We start from the raw sequence: 16,528 nt of genomic DNA, 5'->3' as shown, positions 1-16,528 counted from the left end.
GTTTCACCGGCCAGCAGTGCGCCGAACCTTCTTGTGTGAACGCACGACCACGCACCTCCATGCCGACGCACACGTTCAGGGAACTGGAAACGGCCGCCTACTGCCCACGGAAGCTCTATTACCGCCGCCGCGACGGAGCGAGCGAGATTCCCGACAAAATCGAGTCGATTCGCCGGCTCGCCCGGGAGTACGAGCGACTGCTAACTGACGATGCCTCCCTGCTGGCGGCCCCCATCGAAGTGGGACCGGACGAGTATCGCGACCGGCTCAGAGCGCTTCGAGAGCGGCTTGCTGACTGGGACGCGCTGGTCGCCCCGACAGCGACCGAGGCCTATCTCGAAGGGAAGGACGCCCGCGGGATCGCACATAAGGTCATCGCCGGACAGGACGGTCCCGCGCCGTCGCTCGTGTTCGCCGGTCGGCCGCCCGAAGACGGTGTCTGGGAGCCCCAGACCGTGCGGCTTGTCGCCGCCGCGAAGGCGCTCGCCTGGGAGCGCGAGCGTGACATCGACACCGCCTACGCGGAGTATCCGGCGCACGGCGTGATTCGACGAATCGAGGTGAACGCGCGGCGGGCCGGGGTCTATCGCCGGGCAATCAGAACTGCCGACAGCATCGACGGCCCGCCGGGGCGGGTGCGAAACGACGCCAAATGCGAGCCCTGTGAGTTCAGCGACGACTGCGGGGTGAAGACGCGGTCCCTGCGGTCGATGCTACGCTAAGGAGGGCAACCGCGCGGACAGTCCCCCGTCTCAGTCTCGGTCATCGAGCCACGACTCGACAGCGTCGGCGCGTGCGCCGCGGCGATGAATCGTCCTGCTGGCGACGTTTACGACCGTTGACCCGGTCCCGCCGTCGGTCTCGCCGGCGTCGAGTACGACGGCGGCACGCTCGCGGATAGCGTCGAGGTCGCCGACGGTGCGGGCGCTCGGGTTCCCGGAGATGTTAGCGCTCGTTGCCGTGAGCGGCCCGGTTTCGGCGAGGAGTTCGAGCGCGAGGTCGTGGTCGGGGATGCGGACCCCGACGCGGTCCCGGCCGGCGACCAGCACGTCCGGCACTGCGTCGCGGCGCTTGACGACGACGGTGACCGGGCCGGGAAGGAACTCGCGCATGAACGCCAGTTCACGCTCACTCAGGTCGGTGTACTCGCGTGCGGACTCGATGTCGGGGACGGCCATCGACACTGGCTTGTCGCGCTCCCGTCCCTTCGCCTCGAACACCCGCTCGACAGCAGCAGCATCGAGGGCGTCTGCGCCGAGACCGTACACTGTCTCTGTGGGATAGATGACAAGCTCTCCGTCGCGAACCGCTGCCGCGGCGTCGTCGACTGTCGTCATCGTCAGAGCTGCGCTTCGACGTCGTCGTAGTCCGGGAAGTCGGGCCAGCTCTCGGCCACCCACGCGTACTCGACGGTCCGGTCGCTATCGAGGACGAACACGGACGGGCGCGGCTCCTCGATACCGGCCATCCCGTCGAGGTCCATGTCGATACCGTACTGCTGTGCGACGCCGTTGGCCGGGTCCGAGAACAGCCGGTAGTCCCCCTCTATTTCCCGCTCTTCGAGCAACTGCTTGTGCTCGTAGGGCGTCGAGATGGAGACGCCGACGACGGTGGCCTGCTCGTGCCACGCGCGGTCGCGGATCTCGTTCCAGATGTACGTCGCCGGGAACGCCCCGTCCATCGCGTGGAACACGAGCACGACCCGGTCGCTGTCGGCACACACAGACGCGAGCGACTCGTCCTCCCAGAACTCGTCGTTGACCAGCGGGCGCGTGAAATCCGGCGCAGTGTCGCCTTCTTCGGGGTGGTCGACCGGGTCGAGGTCGACGACATCGAAGTCGAGGTCCATCAGGCTACACCCCCTGCGGTCTCATCGCCCTCGCCGTAGGTCCGCTCCAGATACGCGACGATGTTCGCGCTCTCGGACATCGTAACCCCGGTGTTCTCGTCGACGATAGCGGGCACGGTCCGCTTGCCGGACAGCCGCTTGACTACGTCGCGGTCGGAGTGCATCGGCTCGACGAACCGCGACTGGTAGTCGAGACCGTATTCGTGCAGCTTCCGGACGACGCGCTCACAGAACGGACACGCCTGCAACCGGTACAGTGTGATGTCGGACTCGCTCATACTCTGTGGGACGGTACGCGTGAAAGCCGGGTAAGGGCTTCGCTGGCGACCCCTTCATGACAAGTCTTAATCCCTGCCCATTACAACTTCGACCGTTGATGGCCCTGGATCCACCTGCGCCGTTTGAGCTGCCTACAGCGATGTTGCAGGCTATCGAATACGCCGGCGTCACGATACCCCAAACCGTGGTGCTGGTCGGTGGCACCGCCGTTATCGTCTTCCTCATCGTCCTGTCGGCGTTCTTCTCGTCCTCGGAGATCGCTATGTTCTCGCTGCCCGCACACCGGACAGAGGCTCTCGTTGAGGACGGCGTCCCGGGCGCGAGGACGCTCAAGCAACTCAAGGCGGACCCGCACCGCCTGCTCGTGACGATTCTCGTCGGGAACAACCTCGTCAACATTGCGATGTCCTCCATCGCGACCGGGCTGCTTGCACTCTATCTCTCTCAGGGGCAAGCCGTCGCCATCGCGACGTTCGGCATTACCGCCATCGTGCTCCTGTTCGGTGAGAGCGCGCCGAAGAGCTACGCCGTCGAGAACACTGAGTCGTGGGCGCTGCGCATCTCCAAGCCGCTCAAGGCTGCCGAGAAGGTGCTGCTCCCGCTCATCCTGCTGTTCGACTACCTCACGCGCGTCGTCAACAAAATCACCGGGGGGCGCTCCGCCATCGAGACCTCCTACGTCACCCGCGAGGAGATACAGGACATCATCGAGACGGGTGAGCGCGAAGGCGTCCTCGACGAGGACGAACGTGAGATGCTTCAGCGCACCCTCCGATTCAACGACACCATCGCCAAGGAGGTGATGACCCCGCGGCTGGACATGACCGCTGTCGCCAAGGAGGCCTCCGTCGAGGAAGCGCTGGAGACCTGTATCCAGAGCGGCCACGCCCGCATCCCCGTCTACGAGGGGAGCCTGGACAACGTCATCGGTGTCATCCACATCCGTGACCTCGTTCGGGACCTCAACTACGGCGAGGCGCTGGCCCGCGACATGGAACTGGAGGACTTAATCGAGCCGACGCTGCACGTCCCCGAGTCGAAGAACGTCGACGACCTGCTGACCGAGATGCGGGCCGAACGCCTGCACATGGTCATCGTCATCGACGAGTTCGGGACTACCGAGGGACTGGTGACGATGGAGGACCTGACCGAAGAAATCGTCGGCGAGATACTCGAAGGCGAGGAGGAAGAGCCGATAGAGTACGTTGACGACGACACCGTGACGGTCAAAGGCGAGGTCAACATCGAGGAGGTCAACGAGGCGCTGGATCTGGACCTGCCCGAAGGCGAGGAGTTCGAGACCATCGCCGGCTTCATCTTCAACCGGGCGGGTCGACTGGTCGAGGAGGGCGAGACCATCACCTACGACGGCGTCGAGATCCGCGTCGAACAGGTCGAGAACACGCGCATCATGAAAGCTCGTGTCGTCCGCCTCGAAACCGACGCGACGGAGCCGGTCGACGCCGAAGAAGCCTCGGACTGATCCCTCTCGGCAGCAGTCGTTTTACGTCGGTCGCCGTCGACAGGGCTGACATGGGCTATCACCATTTCGCGGTCGACGACATCGAACCGACACCGGACCGGCCGAGCACCCAGCGCTCGCTCAGCGACGCCGCAGACCTTGAAAACGCGGCCGTGAACCTCTACGAGGTCGCCCCCGGCGAGGACATCCCGCTCGCGTACCACTACCACGACGACCAGGAAGAACTGTTCTACGTCCTCTCGGGAACGCTGGCTGTCGAGACGCCCGAGAAGACCTACGAAGTCGACGAAGACGAGGCGTTCGTCGTTGAACCGGACAGCCCCCAGCGGGCGCACAACCCTGAATCGGCGACCGAACCCGCCCGGACACTCGTCGTCGGCGCGCCTGCGGTGGACGACGTCCACCCCTACGACCCCGAGTAAGCCGAGCGCCGCGGTCGCTCCGCCAGACCGCTACTGGAGGGTGATGGCGTACGTCAGCGCGAACAGGAGTATCGCGCCGGTCGCGACGTTGATGGCCGTCAACTCCGCCGCGCCGATGACGCTCAGCCCCCAGACGATAGTGGCCGCAAACATCGTCGAGAGCACGACGTTCATAGCGATGAGTACCCGCGGGTCTCCCTGTGACCCGCTTGCGCCCTCTTCGAACCCGTTCGCGTCGCTCATGCCCACGAACACGGACGGGACGCCCCTTAGCTCTTTGGCAGTGGTCGGTGTGTTCGCTCCGCTCGCCCTAACCGGGCGCGGCCGAGTCGCGCAACTAAACACATTCGGGACCGAACACGAAATATGCCCGTTCAAAACCGTCACGGGGACCCGGTCGACCCGGTTCCGTTTCTCGTCTGCACCGCGACGGCGGTGATGCTCCTGTTCTCCGTCGGCCCGCTGTACGGCCTCGCCTACGGACTTCCCGTCTGGGCCGGCCTGGCGGTCGCGACAGTCGGCTCCGTCGCCGTCGCCGCCGTCGCGTACCACCGGCTGGTCTGGACTGCCACGCCGCCCTGGGTACAGATAGCGCCGGAACTCCGGTTTCAGCGGCTGGTCTACATCGGCGTCGGCTTCGCCGTCCTGTTGCTCGCCGTCTCCGTCCCGCTTGCCCTGTGATTTACCACCCCGGTGTGCATGTGGACTGGTATGCGCGAGGTCGAACGCTCTCGGTTCGTGATGGCGCGGCCGCCGGCTGTCCACCGCACGCTCTCCCCGGAGGCAGTTGTCGCGGCCGAGGGGACGTTCACGGTGTCGGCCGTCGAGGAGGCCGACACGGGCACGGTGGTCACCGCCGCCGGCCCGGGGATGTCGGTGCCGCTCCGGTTTGAGACCCGGGACGACGGGCTCCGGTACACCGTCGAGGGCGAGGTCGGCCCGTTCGACCACCTGGAGACAGAACTCACGGTCACGCCGGAAGAGAACGGGTCCCGGCTCACGATGCGCTCGACCGTCTCGCTGAACCTGCCGCTCCCCTTCGCCGACCGCATCGCCGCCTGGAAGCGCGGCAACGAACTGGAACGAGCGCTCGACGAACTGGCGGCCGACGTGCCCGGGGGCTGAAGGCATCGATAGCGTCACTGTCCGGCCGGGCCATTGGTGTCCGTGAGACGACTGTGCACAACCACGATACGTTTAGTAGCTGTAATCTCAATGTACGATCATGAGCATCCTCGACAGCGTCAAGGAGGCACTCACGTCACAGCCCGAGGCGAAGTCTCGCCCCGACGACGGCTCACAGGGCGCGTACTGGTGTGACGACTGCGGCGTCCGCATCAGAGATGTCGAACTGGAGGGCGAGGCCGTCTGTCCGGACTGTGGCGAAGAGATGCGCTTCGAGCGGTCGGCTGGTCGTGACTGTGCCTGTTAGGGGCTCCGAATCACCGTCTCCTCGCCCTGTTCCGCCGGGAACGGCCCCGTAGACGGGTCGCCGTCACCCCACTCCTCGTCAGTGACGAGCGCGTCGTCGAGCGCCGACCGGAGGCCGTCTTCGTCGTAGTCCGTCCCGATGAACACCAGTTCCGTCCGACGGTCCCCGTGTTCGTCGTGCCAGTCGAGGTCCGGCCGGTTCGAGCGGTACATGTCCCGCTCGATGTCGGGAAGGCTCGCAATCCAGGGACCCTGGGCCTCGGCCCGTATCGACGGGCCGGCCTGCCCGACGACGACGCGGCAGTCGGTGCCCGCCAGCCAGACGGTCCCCTTCGAGCGGACGACGCTCGCCGGCAGGTCCCGCAGCGCCTCGGCGAGCCGCTCGGGGTGGAACGGCCGGCGGCGGCGGTAGGTGAAGGAGGTGACGCCGTACACCTCCTCAGGGTGGTGGTGGTCGTGGCCGTCCTCCTCGTGTGTGGCGTTGCCGTGGCTGTGCCCGTCCTCGGCCAGCGCCCGCTTCCAGCCCGGCAGGTCGGCAATCTTGTCGGGGTTGAACAGCCCACGGTCGAACAGCCGGTCGGGGTCGACCTGTGAGAAGGTCGTCCGGACCGTCTCGGCGTCGGGCTGGAGCGCCCCCACAAGTTCTTCGGCCTCGTCGAGTTCCGCGTCGGAACAGAGGTCCGCCTTGTTCAACACGACGAGGTTCGAGAGTTCGACCTGCTCGACCATCAAATCCGAGAGCGGACGGTCGCCGTCGGCGGCCGCCGGGTCGCCGCCGCCCGCGTCGGCCTCGTCTGCATCCCCGTCCGTTGTGCCGGCCCCCCGCCGCTCCGGCGTCTCGCCGGCGAAGGCGTCGAGGAACAGCCTGGTGTCGAGCACCGTCACGAGCGTGTCGACCCGATAGAGCGCCGCTACTCGCGACTCGGTGGTGAACAGCCGCGCGACGGGTGCCGGCTCGGAGATGCCCGACGACTCGACGACCAGCGCGTCGAAGTCCCGGTCGTTCGCCAGCCGGACCACCGCCGTTTCGAGGTCGTCCTGTAGCTCACAGCAGATACAGCCGTTCGACAGTTCGGCGACGCCGTCGTCCACGTCGAGTTCGGACCCCTCGGCGATGAGTTCGGCGTCGACGTTGACCGTCCCCATGTCGTTGACGAGGACGGCGATGTCGCGGTCGCCGGCTTCTGTCAGCAGGTGGTTCAGCAGTGTCGTCTTCCCGGCTCCGAGGCTGCCGGAGAGAATCGTGACGGGGATGGTGTCGCGCATACCCTCCGTTGTGGACCGGCTCCCTTCAAATCGCGCCTCGCTTCCGGCGGCCGGACACGACCGCTCCCGGCGCGTGGGCGCTGTCGACGGGGAACTGCGACAGGTTTTACTCCGTGCCTCTCGCACACACCACCCACGATGGAACTGGCCGACCGAATCGAGCGCTTCCGCCGGACGTTACGGGAGTGGGCGCGCGGGCTGTACCACGGCATGATAACGCACCCGGCCTACGAGAAAATCGAGAAGGAGGCCGAGGACATCGAGGACGCGTTCATGCTGGCCTGTTTCCCCGACGCCTTCGGCATTCCGTCGCCGGTGTCGTACTACACCGCCGAACTGCTGCCCTATCTCGAAGACACCTTCGAGGCCTGGGAGCGGCGGCTGTGGGACCGCGGGTCGTACATCGAACGCAAGGGCCAGCAGTACCACTTCTGATGGAGCCGTTCGTCTTCTTCGGCGGCAAGGGCGGGGTCGGCAAGACCACCGTCTCCTGTGCCTACGGCGTCAAGTCCGCGCGGGCGGGCCTGGACACGCTCGTCGTCTCGACGGATCCGGCCCACTCCGTCACCGACGTGTTCGACCAGGAGTTCGGCGACGAGCCGGCCCCCGTCGCGGGCGTCGACGGCCTCGACGCGATGGAAATCGACCCCGAGACCGAGAGCCAGCGCCACCTCGACAGCATCCGCAACGACCTCTCCGAGCAGGTGTCGGCGGCGATGGTCAATGAGATAAACCAGCAACTGGAGATGGCCCACCAGACGCCCGGGGCCTACGAGTCGGCGCTGTTCGACCGCTTCGTCGACGTGATGCGCAACGCCGACCCGTACGACCGGGTGGTCTTCGACACCTCGCCGACCGGCAGCACGCTCCGCCTGCTCGGTCTGCCGGAGTTCCTCGAAGGGTGGATAGACCGGCTGATGCACAAACGCGAGAAGAGCATCGACCTCTTCGAGAAGGCCGCTATCGGCAACAACGAGCCCCGCCGCGTGATGGACGGCGACCCGGTGCTTGCGCGCCTGCAGGACCGCAAGGAGTTCTTCGAGTTCGCCGGCGGCGCGCTCCAGGCCGACGCCGCCTTCTTCCTCGTGCTCAACCCCGACCAGCTCTCAGTCAACGAGACGAGGCGCGCGATCTCCGAGATGCGAGAGCGCGACCTCTCGGTTCGCGGCCTCGTCGCGAACAAACTCACGCCCGAACCGGACCCCGACGAGAACGGCCGCGGGGCCCGATACCTCCGGGACCGCGTCGCGACTGAAAACGAGCGACTGCAGGAGGTCCGAGAGACGCTCGACCCGCCGCTGGTCGCGGAAATCACGACCCGCACAGCGGAAGTGAAAGGCGACCTGCTCGACGATGTCGCCGCCGAACTCGATGTCGAGACGAACGCCGAGGCACCGTCGTTCGTTTGAGCGACCGGCCGCCGCTCGTGTACGGTCCGCGCATGACCGATAAGTAATCGGATACAGGTTTTGTCTACGGGTTGATATAGTGCGGCCGAGCGGCTTCTGAAGGACTTGAGAAGTATAAGAAATATATAATAACTATTAATAGCGTGATGTTGGTTACCATTCATGCACACACATGACACAGGTAATCTGGATCGTTCTGGCAGTACTGCTGACGTTCAGCGTGGGGTATCTGGGGTATTCGAAGTACCTCGCGCGGTTCCTCGAACTCGACGACGACAACGAGACACCGGCACACAAGTACGAAGACGGGCAGGAGTACGTCCCGTCGAAGAAACCGGTGTTGCTGGGTCACCACTACTCCAGCATCGCGGGTGGGGCACCGATTGTCGGACCGATTACGGCGGGCGCGGTATGGGGGTGGGTCCCCGCCCTGCTGTGGATTGCTATCGGCAACCCATTGATGGGCAGCGTCCACGACTTCGTCTCGCTGTCTGGCTCGCTCAGACACGAGGGGAAGTCCATCGGCTACATCATCGGTGAGTACATCGGAGAAGGCGGCAAGAACATGCTGCTGTGGTTCGCCTTCCTCACTATCATCCTCGTCGTCGCGGTGTTCGCGCTGGTGGTCGCCATCGTGTTCGATGCGTTCCCGCAGGTGACGACGGCGAGCTTCGTCTACATCGCGCTGGCGCTGGTGTTCGGCGTGTACCTGTATCAACTGAATGGACCGTTCCTCCCGGGAACAGTGCTGTTCGTCGCTGGCGTGTTCGCCGGCGTGTACGTGGGGATTCTGAACCCCGTTGCGCTGTTTCCGGCTGTCGGTGACGCGAGCTACCCCGCAGGCACGATCGTGCTCGCGGACGTGTTGAACCTCGGCAGTGGACAGTGGATTCCTGGCTCCTCTGCGACGGCGATGAACCCCAACCGTGCGGCGTGGGTGCCGATAATCATGGTGTACGCGGGCATTGCGAGTGCGCTCCCAGTGTGGGTGCTGCTCCAGCCGCGTGACTACCTGTCGTCGTTCCTGCTGTACGCCGGCGTCGGCGGCGCGCTGCTGGCCGTCATTGTCGGCACGGTGTTCGGCACGGCCGCCACCGAGAGCGGCTCACTGGTCATCGCGGACTCGATGAGCGCGTTCAATGGCTTCTGGGGCGTCGAGGGCGCGGGCCTCGCGCCGCTGTTCCCGCTGCTGTTTATCACCATCGCCTGCGGGACCATCAGTGGCTTCCACTCGCTGGTGTCCTCCGGAACGACGGCGAAACAGTTGAACAAGGAGACCGACGCCCGCCTCATCGGATACGGTGGGATGCTCGGTGAGGGGCTGCTGGCCGCCGTCGCGCTGTCGACGCTCGCCGTGGCCGGTTTCGCCGACCCCGCCGGTGGTATCGGTGCTGCGCTGCCGAACTTCGCGACGGGTGGCGGCATCATCTTCACCAGCCTCGGTATCCCCCAGACCTTTGGCGCGCCGTTCATGGCGCTCGTGCTGGTGAGCTTCCTGCTGACCTCGACGGACACGGCCGTCCGACTCGGCCGGTACATGATGGAGGAGATCGTCGGGCTTCGAGCGGGCGAGACGGCCTCCGGCTTCAATGTCGGCGGCGGCATCCGTTCGACGCTCGGCGAGATCGGCCGCGGCCGCTACACGAACCCGCTCGTCCAGGCTATCCCGGCCTACCTGATGGTCATCTCCGGCGAGTGGCTCACGCTGTGGGCACTGTTCGGCGGCGCGAACCAGCTGCTGGCCGCGCTGGCGCTGCTGACTGCGACCGTCTGGCTCGCGAACTGGGACGACAACAAGCAGCTGTACTCCACGGGCGTGCCGATGGCCATCATGACGACTATCACTATTCTGGGGCTGTCCTGGCTGGCGTTCTACAGCAACCTCTACCAGAACCTCATTCAGGGCGGTGCTGATGGGACTGCGGCAATCGCCTCTTCGACCGTCCAGATGGTACTGGCGCTGGTCCTCATCGGCCTCGCGCTGGCCCTCGTGAAGAAAGGGTACGACAACATCAGCACGGTCCGTGACCGTGGTCCCGCCGGCGCGGTCGAACCAGGCGACGACTGACACGGCGACCGCTTTTCCGTTTTCCCGCACAGACAGCGACAGCTACGCGTCCCGCGTGACCGCGCCGAACGGTACCTCATCGCCGTCTGGGGCAGTCGCTATCCCGGTCACCGCGTCTTCGCCAGCACGGACCCGGACCCGAACGAGCTTCCGCTCGCTGCCGTCGGCCGTCGTCGTCGCTGTCGTCCGCGTCGTTTCGGTCCCGAGAAGCGTCTCTGAGCCGCGTTCGTGCCACTCCGAAACATCGTTGACATCGGCATCCAGCGCAAGCGACACCACCCGGGCGTCGTCCAGCGCCCTCAGCGGGTCACGGACGACCTCGGGCTGGTCGACGACCCGCACCGCCGGGGCAGTCAGGAGGCCAAACAGCGCCCCGCCCGTCGACTCGTACACGCGCCGGAACACCGTCGCAATCACGTCCCGACGCGAGGTCAACTGGACGTCGCCGGAGAAGTCGACGGTCACCGTCGTCTCGATGGTGCGGCTATCTTCGGCAACGACCGAGTAGCCGCTGGACTCGGGGAGCACTGCCGGCGCGGCCGCGCTGGCTTCGATGGGCTCGCGCTCCTCCGGCAGGACGCTACAGCCGGCCAGCGTCGCCGCACAGCCGACGACGAAGCCACGCCGGGTCGGGAGCGTCATTTCCAGAACCGCTTGGCGAGCCGCGACAGCACTCCTTCCTCGGGCTGGGTCACGTCCTCCCAGAGGACGAAGGCCTCGACCACGTCGGCGGCTTCGCCGGCGACGGCCATCTGTTCGTCCGGCACGACGACGCCCAGATTGACCTCGTAATGGCCGTAGTACCCGTACTTCAACAGCGTGCGCTCGCGCTGGCCCTCGACGAACGACCGGACGTCCTCTGGCAGTTCGTCGGCGACGAGGACGAAGGTGAAGTCGGTGCGGTAGTGCTCCTCGTTGGCGTTCACGCGCTCGTCGGCCAGGTCGTGGCCGAGTTCGACCAGTCGCTTTAGCTCGCCGACCGTCGGCCGGTTGACGCGGCGGGCGTAGAGGTACTCCTCGGACTCGTGGTCGCCGTAGGACAGCGCCGGGTGGAAGAACTGCTTCTGATTGAGGACCCGCATCTCGCCGTAGAGGTCCCAGCGCTCGCCCCGGAGCCGGTGGTCCCGCTCCAGCGTGTAGTTGTACATCAGACGGTCGCTCACCCGGTCGAAATACGGATCGTCCGTCCAGTGTGGGACCTCCTCGACGATTTCGTCGGGCAGCTCCGACTTCGGGACCGCACCGGTGACGGGGTCTTCCCAGTCGTCCGCACCGTACTCCGGCGATTCGCCGACCGACCCGGAGTCGGATTTCTCGCTCATCGTGCCGAGTCGGGCGGGCGTTCAGTTCGTACCGGTCCCATGCCGCGGTAGCTCATACCATGCCGATACCGTGTCGGACGCTTAAGCCCGTCGGTCAGCCGCCGGTCGTTCATGGGTCGTACACGACCGCCTCGGCAGGTTTTTGATGCTGGCGCCTCAATTAATCACTAACAATAATGGGTAAAGATACCGAAGCCTGCGGTCGCTGCTCAATGACCGTCGTCGTTGACGCTGTCGACGAAACTGGGGGCGAGAAACCCCACGACCCCTTCGGTGACGACCGAATTGAGGTCGACCAGCGAGACATTGAGCGCGTGTCGCCAGAGGCTTGGATTGGGCGGCTCTCGACCCGCATCGACGAAGCTGTGAGTCGCTACGTCTGGGGTCGCTGACCGAGTCACAGCGTCGCGCTGATGACCCAGAAGAGTCCGTAGCTCAGCGCGAACGCTAGCGCCAGCGAGCCGACCCAGGCAAGCACCGTTTTCCCCATCTTCTCCCGACTGACTTCGCCGCCGCCGGCGGCCGCCCCGGAGCCGACGATGGCGGAGACGATGATCTCGTTGAACGACACCGGAATACCGAAGAAAACGGCCGCCTGTGCGATGATGAAGCTTGGAATCAACGCGCCGATGGACCGCCGCGGCCCGAGCGAGGAGTAGTCCTGTGCAAGCGCCTTTATCATCCGTGGCGCGCCAGTCCACGAGCCGACGAGGAGGCCGAGCCCGCCGAACAGCAGGACCCCGGTGATAGGGATAGCCGCCGTCGGCCCCTCGCCGAGCAAGGGCACCAGCGGCCCCAGCGCCAGCCCGACCTGGCTTCCGCCAGCGGAGAAGGCTACGAGACCGCCCATCACCAGCAGAAAGTGTCGCTGCCCTGCGTCTGCATCCGCTCTGATATCTAGATACAGCAGACCTCCTGCGAGCACTCCGATAAGGAGCGTGACGGCGACCATCGACGGGACCATCGGTGTCCCGGCCGCTCGCGCGACGGCACGGGCGACCGACGCCTGCTCGCTACCCGGTGCCAGCAGCACGAACTCGATGTTCGCCAGAATCACACCGACCAGCCCGCCAAGCAGCGGCACGAGTCGCTCCTCGGTAGTGGACTCGTGCCGGAGCGACCACGCCGTTCCGAAGGCGATGCCCCCGCCGACGAAGGGCGTCAGGACCCACAGCGAGACGATCTCGATGTACTTAGCTGTCGCCGGCTGGCCGCCCATCGCCAGCCCGACACCGACGACTGCGCCGGTGACGGTAAACGCTGTTGCGATCGGGTAGCCGGTGAAGATGCCGACGGCGACCAGCACTGCCGCGGTCAGCAGTGCGACGATAGCGGCGATGGCTGACAGGCCGCCGCCACTCGGGAACAGCACGAGTTCGCTCCCGACGGCTTCTGTGACGTTGGCCCCCTGCAGGACTGCGCCGGCCAGCCCGAGGATGCCCACGAAAAACCCGGCCCGCATCACCGAAATCGCGTTCGCACCGACGGCCGGCGCGAACGGAGTGGACCCGGACGACCCGGCACCGATGGCCCAGGCCATGAACAAACTCGCGGCTGACGCGATAACAAGCGTCGCAATCGTACTCGTCGCGACCATCTGTCACGGCGTTTGCCCCGCCCTGCAATGAGCCTACCGTTCGCGCGCCCTTGTGAGGCCGATTATCGACTTGGGCGCGGGCGTCACGGGCAAACGTTCAGGTGGCAGTGCGTAGTTCAATCTCGCATGTCCGCCACTGACGAGACGGTCCGCGTCTGGCTGGTCGAACGCACCTACTCCGACGACGAGCAGAACCTCATCATCCTCACGTACGCGACGCCTGATGGCGAACAGTACTTCCGCAAAGAACGCGCGCTGACCTCGTTTTCGGACGTGCGGGAGACGACGGCCGCCGTCGATGCCGACCCGGACAACCTCGGGTCTGTCGACGACCCGGACCTGCAGGCGCAGTACGCGGCCGAAGCGACGCGGATGGCCGAACAGCACGACCCCGGCGACGCTATCTAAGCGTCTGTACGGCGACGCTCGCCTTTGCCCGTCTGTCTCTCGGACGCAAAATCGATGCCGCTCACCCGGCGGCGTGCTCAGTTCGTCTTCGCATCGGTCTCTTCCCCGGGCTCTGTCGCGTCCACACCCTCCGCGGCCTCGACGGCCTCGGTGACTTTTTCGGTGTCGACGTGCCAGCGGTCGACGGCCTGCTCGAAGTCGGCGAGCTTGTTCGAGACGCGCATCTTCAGGTCGTCGTCGTTGACGTTGACCTCGAAGACGTACTCGGGCCGGTCCTCGTCGCCGACCCGGCGGAGGTTCGCACTGACGAGGTCGTTGTCGAAGTAGTATGGCGCGATCTGTGTCATCACGTTGCGGTAGACGGTGTCTTCCACCTTCCGCAGGGCCTTTCGGCTGGCGGAGTCAGCCGCGCGCGCCACGTAGTCGACGGACTCGCTCCAGCGCTCCATCGCCTCGTCGGGTTCGTCGAGGTTCTCGTAGGACTCGCTGAGCTTTTCGCCGGCGGTCTGGAGGTCCTCGTCCGGTCCCTTCCCGGCCTGTTCACCCTTGCCCTCGTCGACACTCGCCTGGTCAGCGGTCTTCTCGTTGACGTCCTCGTCCAGTCGCTCGTGGCTTTTCGGTCGCCACTCGTCGAACTCACTGAGGGCGTCGTTGTCGACATCCTCGTCCGAAGCGATATCTTTCAGCGCCTGCGTGATGCGCTCGCCGTGCTCGACGATGTCGACCCAGCCGCCTTTCGTCTTGAATCCTGAAACGCTCTCTTCGATGTCTGCCATGGTATAATAGATCGGTCTATGACAGCCGCGGACCCTGCTGTAATGGGCTGTCCATCTGTACACACCGAATTGCTGCTCAGTGAGGTTAAACGTTTCCGCTGTAACGGTGTCGTCGGTATTCGTCCAGCGAAATCACTGCCGCCCTTCGACAGCGACGCGGTGTGTCCGGGTCCTGCGAAGCGACCTGCCTGCTCGCTCCGCTTCGCTCAACACCGAACGGCCGCTTATAAGGATTGCACGCGAACAGTAGTCCGATGCCATCCGCACTATTTGTCGTAAGCGAACACGGCTACTGGGGCGAAGAATGTATCGAGCCACTGACGACCCTCACAGAGGCCGGTCTGGATATCACGGTGGCGACACCGACCGGCGAGCCGCCGGTGCTTGACGAACGCTCTGTCGACCCCGACGAAGTCGGCGAAGACCTCTCGGAACACGTTCGGGAGGTCCACGAGACCGACGAGCGCCTGAACAACCCGATTCCGCTGGCACAGGCTGACGCCGACGACTACGACACTGTCGTGTTCCCTGGCGGCCACGGCGCTGAGTGGGATATTACACAGGACACGCACGCCCGCGAACTGCTGCGTGAGAGCGTCGCCGGCGACGACGGCAAAGCGCTCGTCGTCTGTCACACGGTCGGGATTCTGGCCTTTACCCGCGACAGCGACGGCGAGTTCCTCGTCGACGGCCGCTCGGTCACCGGCTTCCCGAACGCCTGGGAGGAGGGCATCGTCGACGAGAACGACCTGCTCCCCGACGGCCGGAAGCTCCCGTACTGGGTCGAAGACGAGGTGAAGGCCGCCGGCGCAGACTGGGACGCAGAACTCGACGCCGACACCAGCGTCACCGTTGACGGCGACCTCATCACAGCTCGTGGCCCACCGTCCTCGGGCGAGGCCGCCCGGACGCTGCTCGACGAACTCGGCATCGAGACGTCCGCGTAACGAATCCTGACGTGACAGGTGTCTGTTGAAACATAGGTAACGCTGAAATTATTGGAAGATAGGACATTTCGACTGTCCGTCTTTTTCTCAGCCATCTCCCGTCCAGCGAATAACTCTGTCACACGCTATCGCACGATATAGTCAAATAGCGACTGTATACTAGCTAACATTCTTGAATACCCCGTGCAACGTAGACATACGTATGACTAACAACTCCACGCGTAGGCGGTTCCTCAAGACAGCAGGCGTTGCAGGCGTCGCGGCACTCGCTGGTTGTGGCGGTGGCGGCGATGGCGGTGACGGCGGCGACGGCGGCATGACCGAGACAGACGGCGACGGCGGCGACGGCGGCATGACCGAGACAGACGGCGACGGCGGCGACATGGAGACCCGCCTCTCCTGGCACGCTGGCGGCACTGGTGGGACGTACTTCCCGCTCTCGAACGAGTTCAAGACGGTCGTAGAGGAGAACACGGACTTCACGCTGAACGTCCAGTCGACCGGTGCGAGCGTCGAGAACGTCGGCAGCCTCGCCAGCGGCGACGCCGACTTCGCGCTCATTCAGAACGATATCGCCTCGTTCGCGAGGAACGGCGAAGGGATTGATGCGTTCCAGGGCAACGCCGTCGAGAACCTCCGTGGTGTTGCGACCCTGTACCCGGAGACGATTACAGTCGTCACCCTCGCGGACACGGGTATCACGCAGCTCTCCGACCTCGAAGGGGCGACGATCAACACCGGCGACCTCGGGAGCGGGACCCAGGTCAACGCCCTCCAGATTCTGGAGTCGGTTGGGATCTCCGATTTCACCGAGCAGAACGCCTCGTTCTCCCAGGCCGCCGACCAGCTCCGGAACGGCGACATCGACGCCGCGTTCGTCGTCGGTGGCTGGCCGGTCGGCGCTATCGAGGACCTCGCGAACACCAACGACCTCGTCATCGTCCCGATCTCCGGCGACAACCGCGACGCGGCAAAGGAAGATGCATCGTGGTTCGCCAACGACACTATCCCTGCCGGCACCTACACCGGCGTCGACGAGGCTGTCGAAACAATTGCCGTCCAGGCGATGATCGCAACGAACGCTGAACAGCCCGAACAGACGGTCGAGTCGGTCACCGCAGCCATCTTCGACAATGTCGACGACCTGTCGATCAAGACGGACTTCATCAGTAAGGACTCCGCACAGGACGGAATGTCCATCGAACTCCACCCCGGCGCAGCGGCCTACTTCGACGCGTAACGCCGCTGACTGACGCCACCCGTATTGTTTA

At 65.2% G+C, this 16,528-nt stretch carries 22 protein-coding genes; 13 read left to right on the top strand and 9 right to left on the bottom strand.

Annotated features, from left to right (window positions below; translation table 11 throughout):
• The first annotated feature begins 59 nt into the window (after positions 1 to 59).
• The gene (locus DVK01_RS05690) at positions 60 to 722 is read left to right on the top strand and encodes a hypothetical protein (RefSeq protein ID WP_121535831.1); all 663 of its coding nucleotides are present in this window, start codon (positions 60 to 62) and stop codon (positions 720 to 722) included.
• A 30-nt stretch (positions 723 to 752) separates the two neighbouring features.
• On the opposite strand, the gene DVK01_RS05685 is transcribed toward DVK01_RS05690, so the two are convergent.
• The 3 genes from DVK01_RS05685 to DVK01_RS05675 are packed head-to-tail and all read right to left on the bottom strand — an operon-like array spanning position 753 to position 2,127.
• The gene (locus DVK01_RS05685; protein WP_121535828.1) at positions 753 to 1,337 is read right to left on the bottom strand and encodes an L-threonylcarbamoyladenylate synthase; all 585 of its coding nucleotides are present in this window, start codon (positions 1,335 to 1,337) and stop codon (positions 753 to 755) included.
• Positions 1,338 to 1,339: 2 nt separating this feature from the next.
• A complete protein-coding gene (locus DVK01_RS05680; protein ID WP_101351307.1) occupies positions 1,340 to 1,849 on the bottom strand; it encodes a redoxin domain-containing protein in 510 nt (169 codons plus the stop codon).
• On the bottom strand, positions 1,849 to 2,127 hold the full coding sequence (locus tag DVK01_RS05675) for a glutathione S-transferase N-terminal domain-containing protein (protein WP_101351306.1): 279 nt from the start codon (positions 2,125 to 2,127) through the stop codon (positions 1,849 to 1,851). Before DVK01_RS05675 ends, DVK01_RS05680 begins: the two co-directional genes overlap by 1 nt.
• A gap of 98 nt (positions 2,128 to 2,225) precedes the next feature.
• On the opposite strand from DVK01_RS05675, the gene DVK01_RS05670 reads away from it, so the two are divergent.
• Positions 2,226 to 3,611, top strand: a complete 1,386-nt coding sequence (locus DVK01_RS05670; RefSeq protein ID WP_101351305.1) for a hemolysin family protein — start codon at positions 2,226 to 2,228, stop codon at positions 3,609 to 3,611.
• A gap of 50 nt (positions 3,612 to 3,661) precedes the next feature.
• The gene (locus DVK01_RS05665) at positions 3,662 to 4,033 is read left to right on the top strand and encodes a cupin domain-containing protein (protein ID WP_121535825.1); all 372 of its coding nucleotides are present in this window, start codon (positions 3,662 to 3,664) and stop codon (positions 4,031 to 4,033) included.
• Between the two features lie 30 nt (positions 4,034 to 4,063).
• Here DVK01_RS05665 and DVK01_RS05660 read toward each other — a convergent pair whose 3' ends face one another.
• On the bottom strand, positions 4,064 to 4,276 hold the full coding sequence (locus tag DVK01_RS05660) for a hypothetical protein (RefSeq protein WP_121511904.1): 213 nt from the start codon (positions 4,274 to 4,276) through the stop codon (positions 4,064 to 4,066).
• A 123-nt stretch (positions 4,277 to 4,399) separates the two neighbouring features.
• Here DVK01_RS05660 and DVK01_RS05655 point away from each other — a divergent pair, with 123 nt between their 5' ends.
• The 3 genes from DVK01_RS05655 to DVK01_RS05645 all read left to right on the top strand — a co-directional run bounded on the left by DVK01_RS05655 (position 4,400) and on the right by DVK01_RS05645 (position 5,465).
• A complete protein-coding gene (locus tag DVK01_RS05655; protein WP_121535822.1) occupies positions 4,400 to 4,714 on the top strand; it encodes a hypothetical protein in 315 nt (104 codons plus the stop codon).
• A gap of 30 nt (positions 4,715 to 4,744) precedes the next feature.
• Positions 4,745 to 5,158 (top strand): SRPBCC family protein, encoded by a 414-nt coding sequence (locus tag DVK01_RS05650; RefSeq protein WP_121511902.1) that lies wholly within the window; start codon positions 4,745 to 4,747, stop codon positions 5,156 to 5,158.
• A 100-nt stretch (positions 5,159 to 5,258) separates the two neighbouring features.
• Positions 5,259 to 5,465, top strand: coding sequence for a hypothetical protein (locus DVK01_RS05645; protein WP_101351300.1), 207 nt, complete (start codon positions 5,259 to 5,261; stop codon positions 5,463 to 5,465).
• Here DVK01_RS05645 and DVK01_RS05640 read toward each other — a convergent pair.
• The gene (locus DVK01_RS05640; protein WP_101351299.1) at positions 5,462 to 6,730 is read right to left on the bottom strand and encodes a GTP-binding protein; all 1,269 of its coding nucleotides are present in this window, start codon (positions 6,728 to 6,730) and stop codon (positions 5,462 to 5,464) included. The two genes, DVK01_RS05645 and DVK01_RS05640, sit on opposite strands and share 4 nt — an antisense overlap.
• Positions 6,731 to 6,868: 138 nt before the next feature.
• Here DVK01_RS05640 and DVK01_RS05635 point away from each other — a divergent pair, with 138 nt between their 5' ends.
• The 3 genes from DVK01_RS05635 to DVK01_RS05625 all read left to right on the top strand — a co-directional run bounded on the left by DVK01_RS05635 (position 6,869) and on the right by DVK01_RS05625 (position 10,207).
• Entirely contained in the window at positions 6,869 to 7,165 is a 297-nt protein-coding gene (locus tag DVK01_RS05635) for a hypothetical protein (protein WP_004959670.1), read from the top strand.
• Positions 7,165 to 8,139: a TRC40/GET3/ArsA family transport-energizing ATPase gene (locus tag DVK01_RS05630; protein WP_101351298.1), complete on the top strand. Its 975-nt coding sequence runs from the start codon at positions 7,165 to 7,167 to the stop codon at positions 8,137 to 8,139. The genes DVK01_RS05635 and DVK01_RS05630 overlap by 1 nt, the downstream gene beginning before the upstream one ends.
• A gap of 172 nt (positions 8,140 to 8,311) precedes the next feature.
• Entirely contained in the window at positions 8,312 to 10,207 is a 1,896-nt protein-coding gene (locus DVK01_RS05625) for a carbon starvation protein A (protein ID WP_121535819.1), read from the top strand.
• Between the two features lie 42 nt (positions 10,208 to 10,249).
• Here the strand turns inward: DVK01_RS05625 and DVK01_RS05620 are convergent, their stop codons facing one another.
• Positions 10,250 to 10,849 carry a DUF6517 family protein gene (locus DVK01_RS05620; protein WP_101351296.1) on the bottom strand — a complete coding sequence of 200 codons (600 nt, stop codon included), beginning with the start codon at positions 10,847 to 10,849 and terminating at the stop codon, positions 10,250 to 10,252.
• Positions 10,846 to 11,529: a hypothetical protein gene (locus DVK01_RS05615; protein WP_121535816.1), complete on the bottom strand. Its 684-nt coding sequence runs from the start codon at positions 11,527 to 11,529 to the stop codon at positions 10,846 to 10,848. The genes DVK01_RS05620 and DVK01_RS05615 overlap by 4 nt, the downstream gene beginning before the upstream one ends.
• A 176-nt stretch (positions 11,530 to 11,705) precedes the next feature.
• On the opposite strand from DVK01_RS05615, the gene DVK01_RS05610 reads away from it, so the two are divergent.
• A complete protein-coding gene (locus DVK01_RS05610; RefSeq protein WP_121535813.1) occupies positions 11,706 to 11,921 on the top strand; it encodes a hypothetical protein in 216 nt (71 codons plus the stop codon).
• Positions 11,922 to 11,926: 5 nt separating this feature from the next.
• Here DVK01_RS05610 and DVK01_RS05605 read toward each other — a convergent pair whose 3' ends face one another.
• The gene (locus DVK01_RS05605; RefSeq protein ID WP_101351293.1) at positions 11,927 to 13,126 is read right to left on the bottom strand and encodes an inorganic phosphate transporter; all 1,200 of its coding nucleotides are present in this window, start codon (positions 13,124 to 13,126) and stop codon (positions 11,927 to 11,929) included.
• Positions 13,127 to 13,252: 126 nt separating this feature from the next.
• On the opposite strand from DVK01_RS05605, the gene DVK01_RS05600 reads away from it, so the two are divergent.
• Entirely contained in the window at positions 13,253 to 13,534 is a 282-nt protein-coding gene (locus tag DVK01_RS05600; protein WP_121511894.1) for a hypothetical protein, read from the top strand.
• Positions 13,535 to 13,611: 77 nt separating this feature from the next.
• Here DVK01_RS05600 and DVK01_RS05595 read toward each other — a convergent pair whose 3' ends face one another.
• Complete coding sequence (locus DVK01_RS05595; protein WP_121535810.1) at positions 13,612 to 14,310, bottom strand: DUF5828 family protein; 699 nt, start codon at positions 14,308 to 14,310, stop codon at positions 13,612 to 13,614.
• Positions 14,311 to 14,564: 254 nt separating this feature from the next.
• Between DVK01_RS05595 and DVK01_RS05590 the strand changes: the two genes are divergently transcribed.
• On the top strand, positions 14,565 to 15,257 hold the full coding sequence (locus DVK01_RS05590; protein WP_121535807.1) for a type 1 glutamine amidotransferase domain-containing protein: 693 nt from the start codon (positions 14,565 to 14,567) through the stop codon (positions 15,255 to 15,257).
• Between the two features lie 202 nt (positions 15,258 to 15,459).
• Positions 15,460 to 16,497 carry a TAXI family TRAP transporter solute-binding subunit gene (locus DVK01_RS05585; RefSeq protein ID WP_101351289.1) on the top strand — a complete coding sequence of 346 codons (1,038 nt, stop codon included), beginning with the start codon at positions 15,460 to 15,462 and terminating at the stop codon, positions 16,495 to 16,497.
• The last annotated feature ends 31 nt before the right edge of the window (positions 16,498 to 16,528 follow it).

The organism is Haloarcula sp. Atlit-120R (genome assembly GCF_003665885.1).
In the GTDB taxonomy this organism is placed as follows: Archaea; Halobacteriota; Halobacteria; order Halobacteriales; family Haloarculaceae; genus Haloarcula; species Haloarcula taiwanensis.
The sequence above is the reverse complement of the archived record's forward strand: the minus strand, read 5'-3'. Positions and strand labels throughout refer to the sequence as shown.

Bases quoted from the DNA above. Each gene is read 5' to 3' on its own strand.
- DVK01_RS05620 (WP_101351296.1), bottom strand. From the start codon at position 10,849: ATGACGCTCCCGACCCGGCGTGGCTTCGTCGTCGGCTGTGCGGCGACG.
- DVK01_RS05645 (WP_101351300.1), top strand. From the start codon at position 5,259: ATGAGCATCCTCGACAGCGTCAAGGAGGCACTCACGTCACAGCCCGAG.
- DVK01_RS05640 (WP_101351299.1), bottom strand. From the start codon at position 6,730: ATGCGCGACACCATCCCCGTCACGATTCTCTCCGGCAGCCTCGGAGCC.
- DVK01_RS05605 (WP_101351293.1), bottom strand. From the start codon at position 13,126: ATGGTCGCGACGAGTACGATTGCGACGCTTGTTATCGCGTCAGCCGCG.
- DVK01_RS05625 (WP_121535819.1), top strand. From the start codon at position 8,312: ATGACACAGGTAATCTGGATCGTTCTGGCAGTACTGCTGACGTTCAGC.
- DVK01_RS05615 (WP_121535816.1), bottom strand. From the start codon at position 11,529: ATGAGCGAGAAATCCGACTCCGGGTCGGTCGGCGAATCGCCGGAGTAC.
- DVK01_RS05690 (WP_121535831.1), top strand. From the start codon at position 60: ATGCCGACGCACACGTTCAGGGAACTGGAAACGGCCGCCTACTGCCCA.
- DVK01_RS05685 (WP_121535828.1), bottom strand. From the start codon at position 1,337: ATGACGACAGTCGACGACGCCGCGGCAGCGGTTCGCGACGGAGAGCTT.
- DVK01_RS05680 (WP_101351307.1), bottom strand. From the start codon at position 1,849: ATGGACCTCGACTTCGATGTCGTCGACCTCGACCCGGTCGACCACCCC.
- DVK01_RS05630 (WP_101351298.1), top strand. From the start codon at position 7,165: ATGGAGCCGTTCGTCTTCTTCGGCGGCAAGGGCGGGGTCGGCAAGACC.
- DVK01_RS05595 (WP_121535810.1), bottom strand. From the start codon at position 14,310: ATGGCAGACATCGAAGAGAGCGTTTCAGGATTCAAGACGAAAGGCGGC.
- DVK01_RS05585 (WP_101351289.1), top strand. From the start codon at position 15,460: ATGACTAACAACTCCACGCGTAGGCGGTTCCTCAAGACAGCAGGCGTT.
- DVK01_RS05670 (WP_101351305.1), top strand. From the start codon at position 2,226: ATGGCCCTGGATCCACCTGCGCCGTTTGAGCTGCCTACAGCGATGTTG.
- DVK01_RS05660 (WP_121511904.1), bottom strand. From the start codon at position 4,276: ATGAGCGACGCGAACGGGTTCGAAGAGGGCGCAAGCGGGTCACAGGGA.
- DVK01_RS05650 (WP_121511902.1), top strand. From the start codon at position 4,745: ATGCGCGAGGTCGAACGCTCTCGGTTCGTGATGGCGCGGCCGCCGGCT.
- DVK01_RS05590 (WP_121535807.1), top strand. From the start codon at position 14,565: ATGCCATCCGCACTATTTGTCGTAAGCGAACACGGCTACTGGGGCGAA.
- DVK01_RS05655 (WP_121535822.1), top strand. From the start codon at position 4,400: ATGCCCGTTCAAAACCGTCACGGGGACCCGGTCGACCCGGTTCCGTTT.
- DVK01_RS05600 (WP_121511894.1), top strand. From the start codon at position 13,253: ATGTCCGCCACTGACGAGACGGTCCGCGTCTGGCTGGTCGAACGCACC.
- DVK01_RS05610 (WP_121535813.1), top strand. From the start codon at position 11,706: ATGGGTAAAGATACCGAAGCCTGCGGTCGCTGCTCAATGACCGTCGTC.
- DVK01_RS05665 (WP_121535825.1), top strand. From the start codon at position 3,662: ATGGGCTATCACCATTTCGCGGTCGACGACATCGAACCGACACCGGAC.
- DVK01_RS05635 (WP_004959670.1), top strand. From the start codon at position 6,869: ATGGAACTGGCCGACCGAATCGAGCGCTTCCGCCGGACGTTACGGGAG.
- DVK01_RS05675 (WP_101351306.1), bottom strand. From the start codon at position 2,127: ATGAGCGAGTCCGACATCACACTGTACCGGTTGCAGGCGTGTCCGTTC.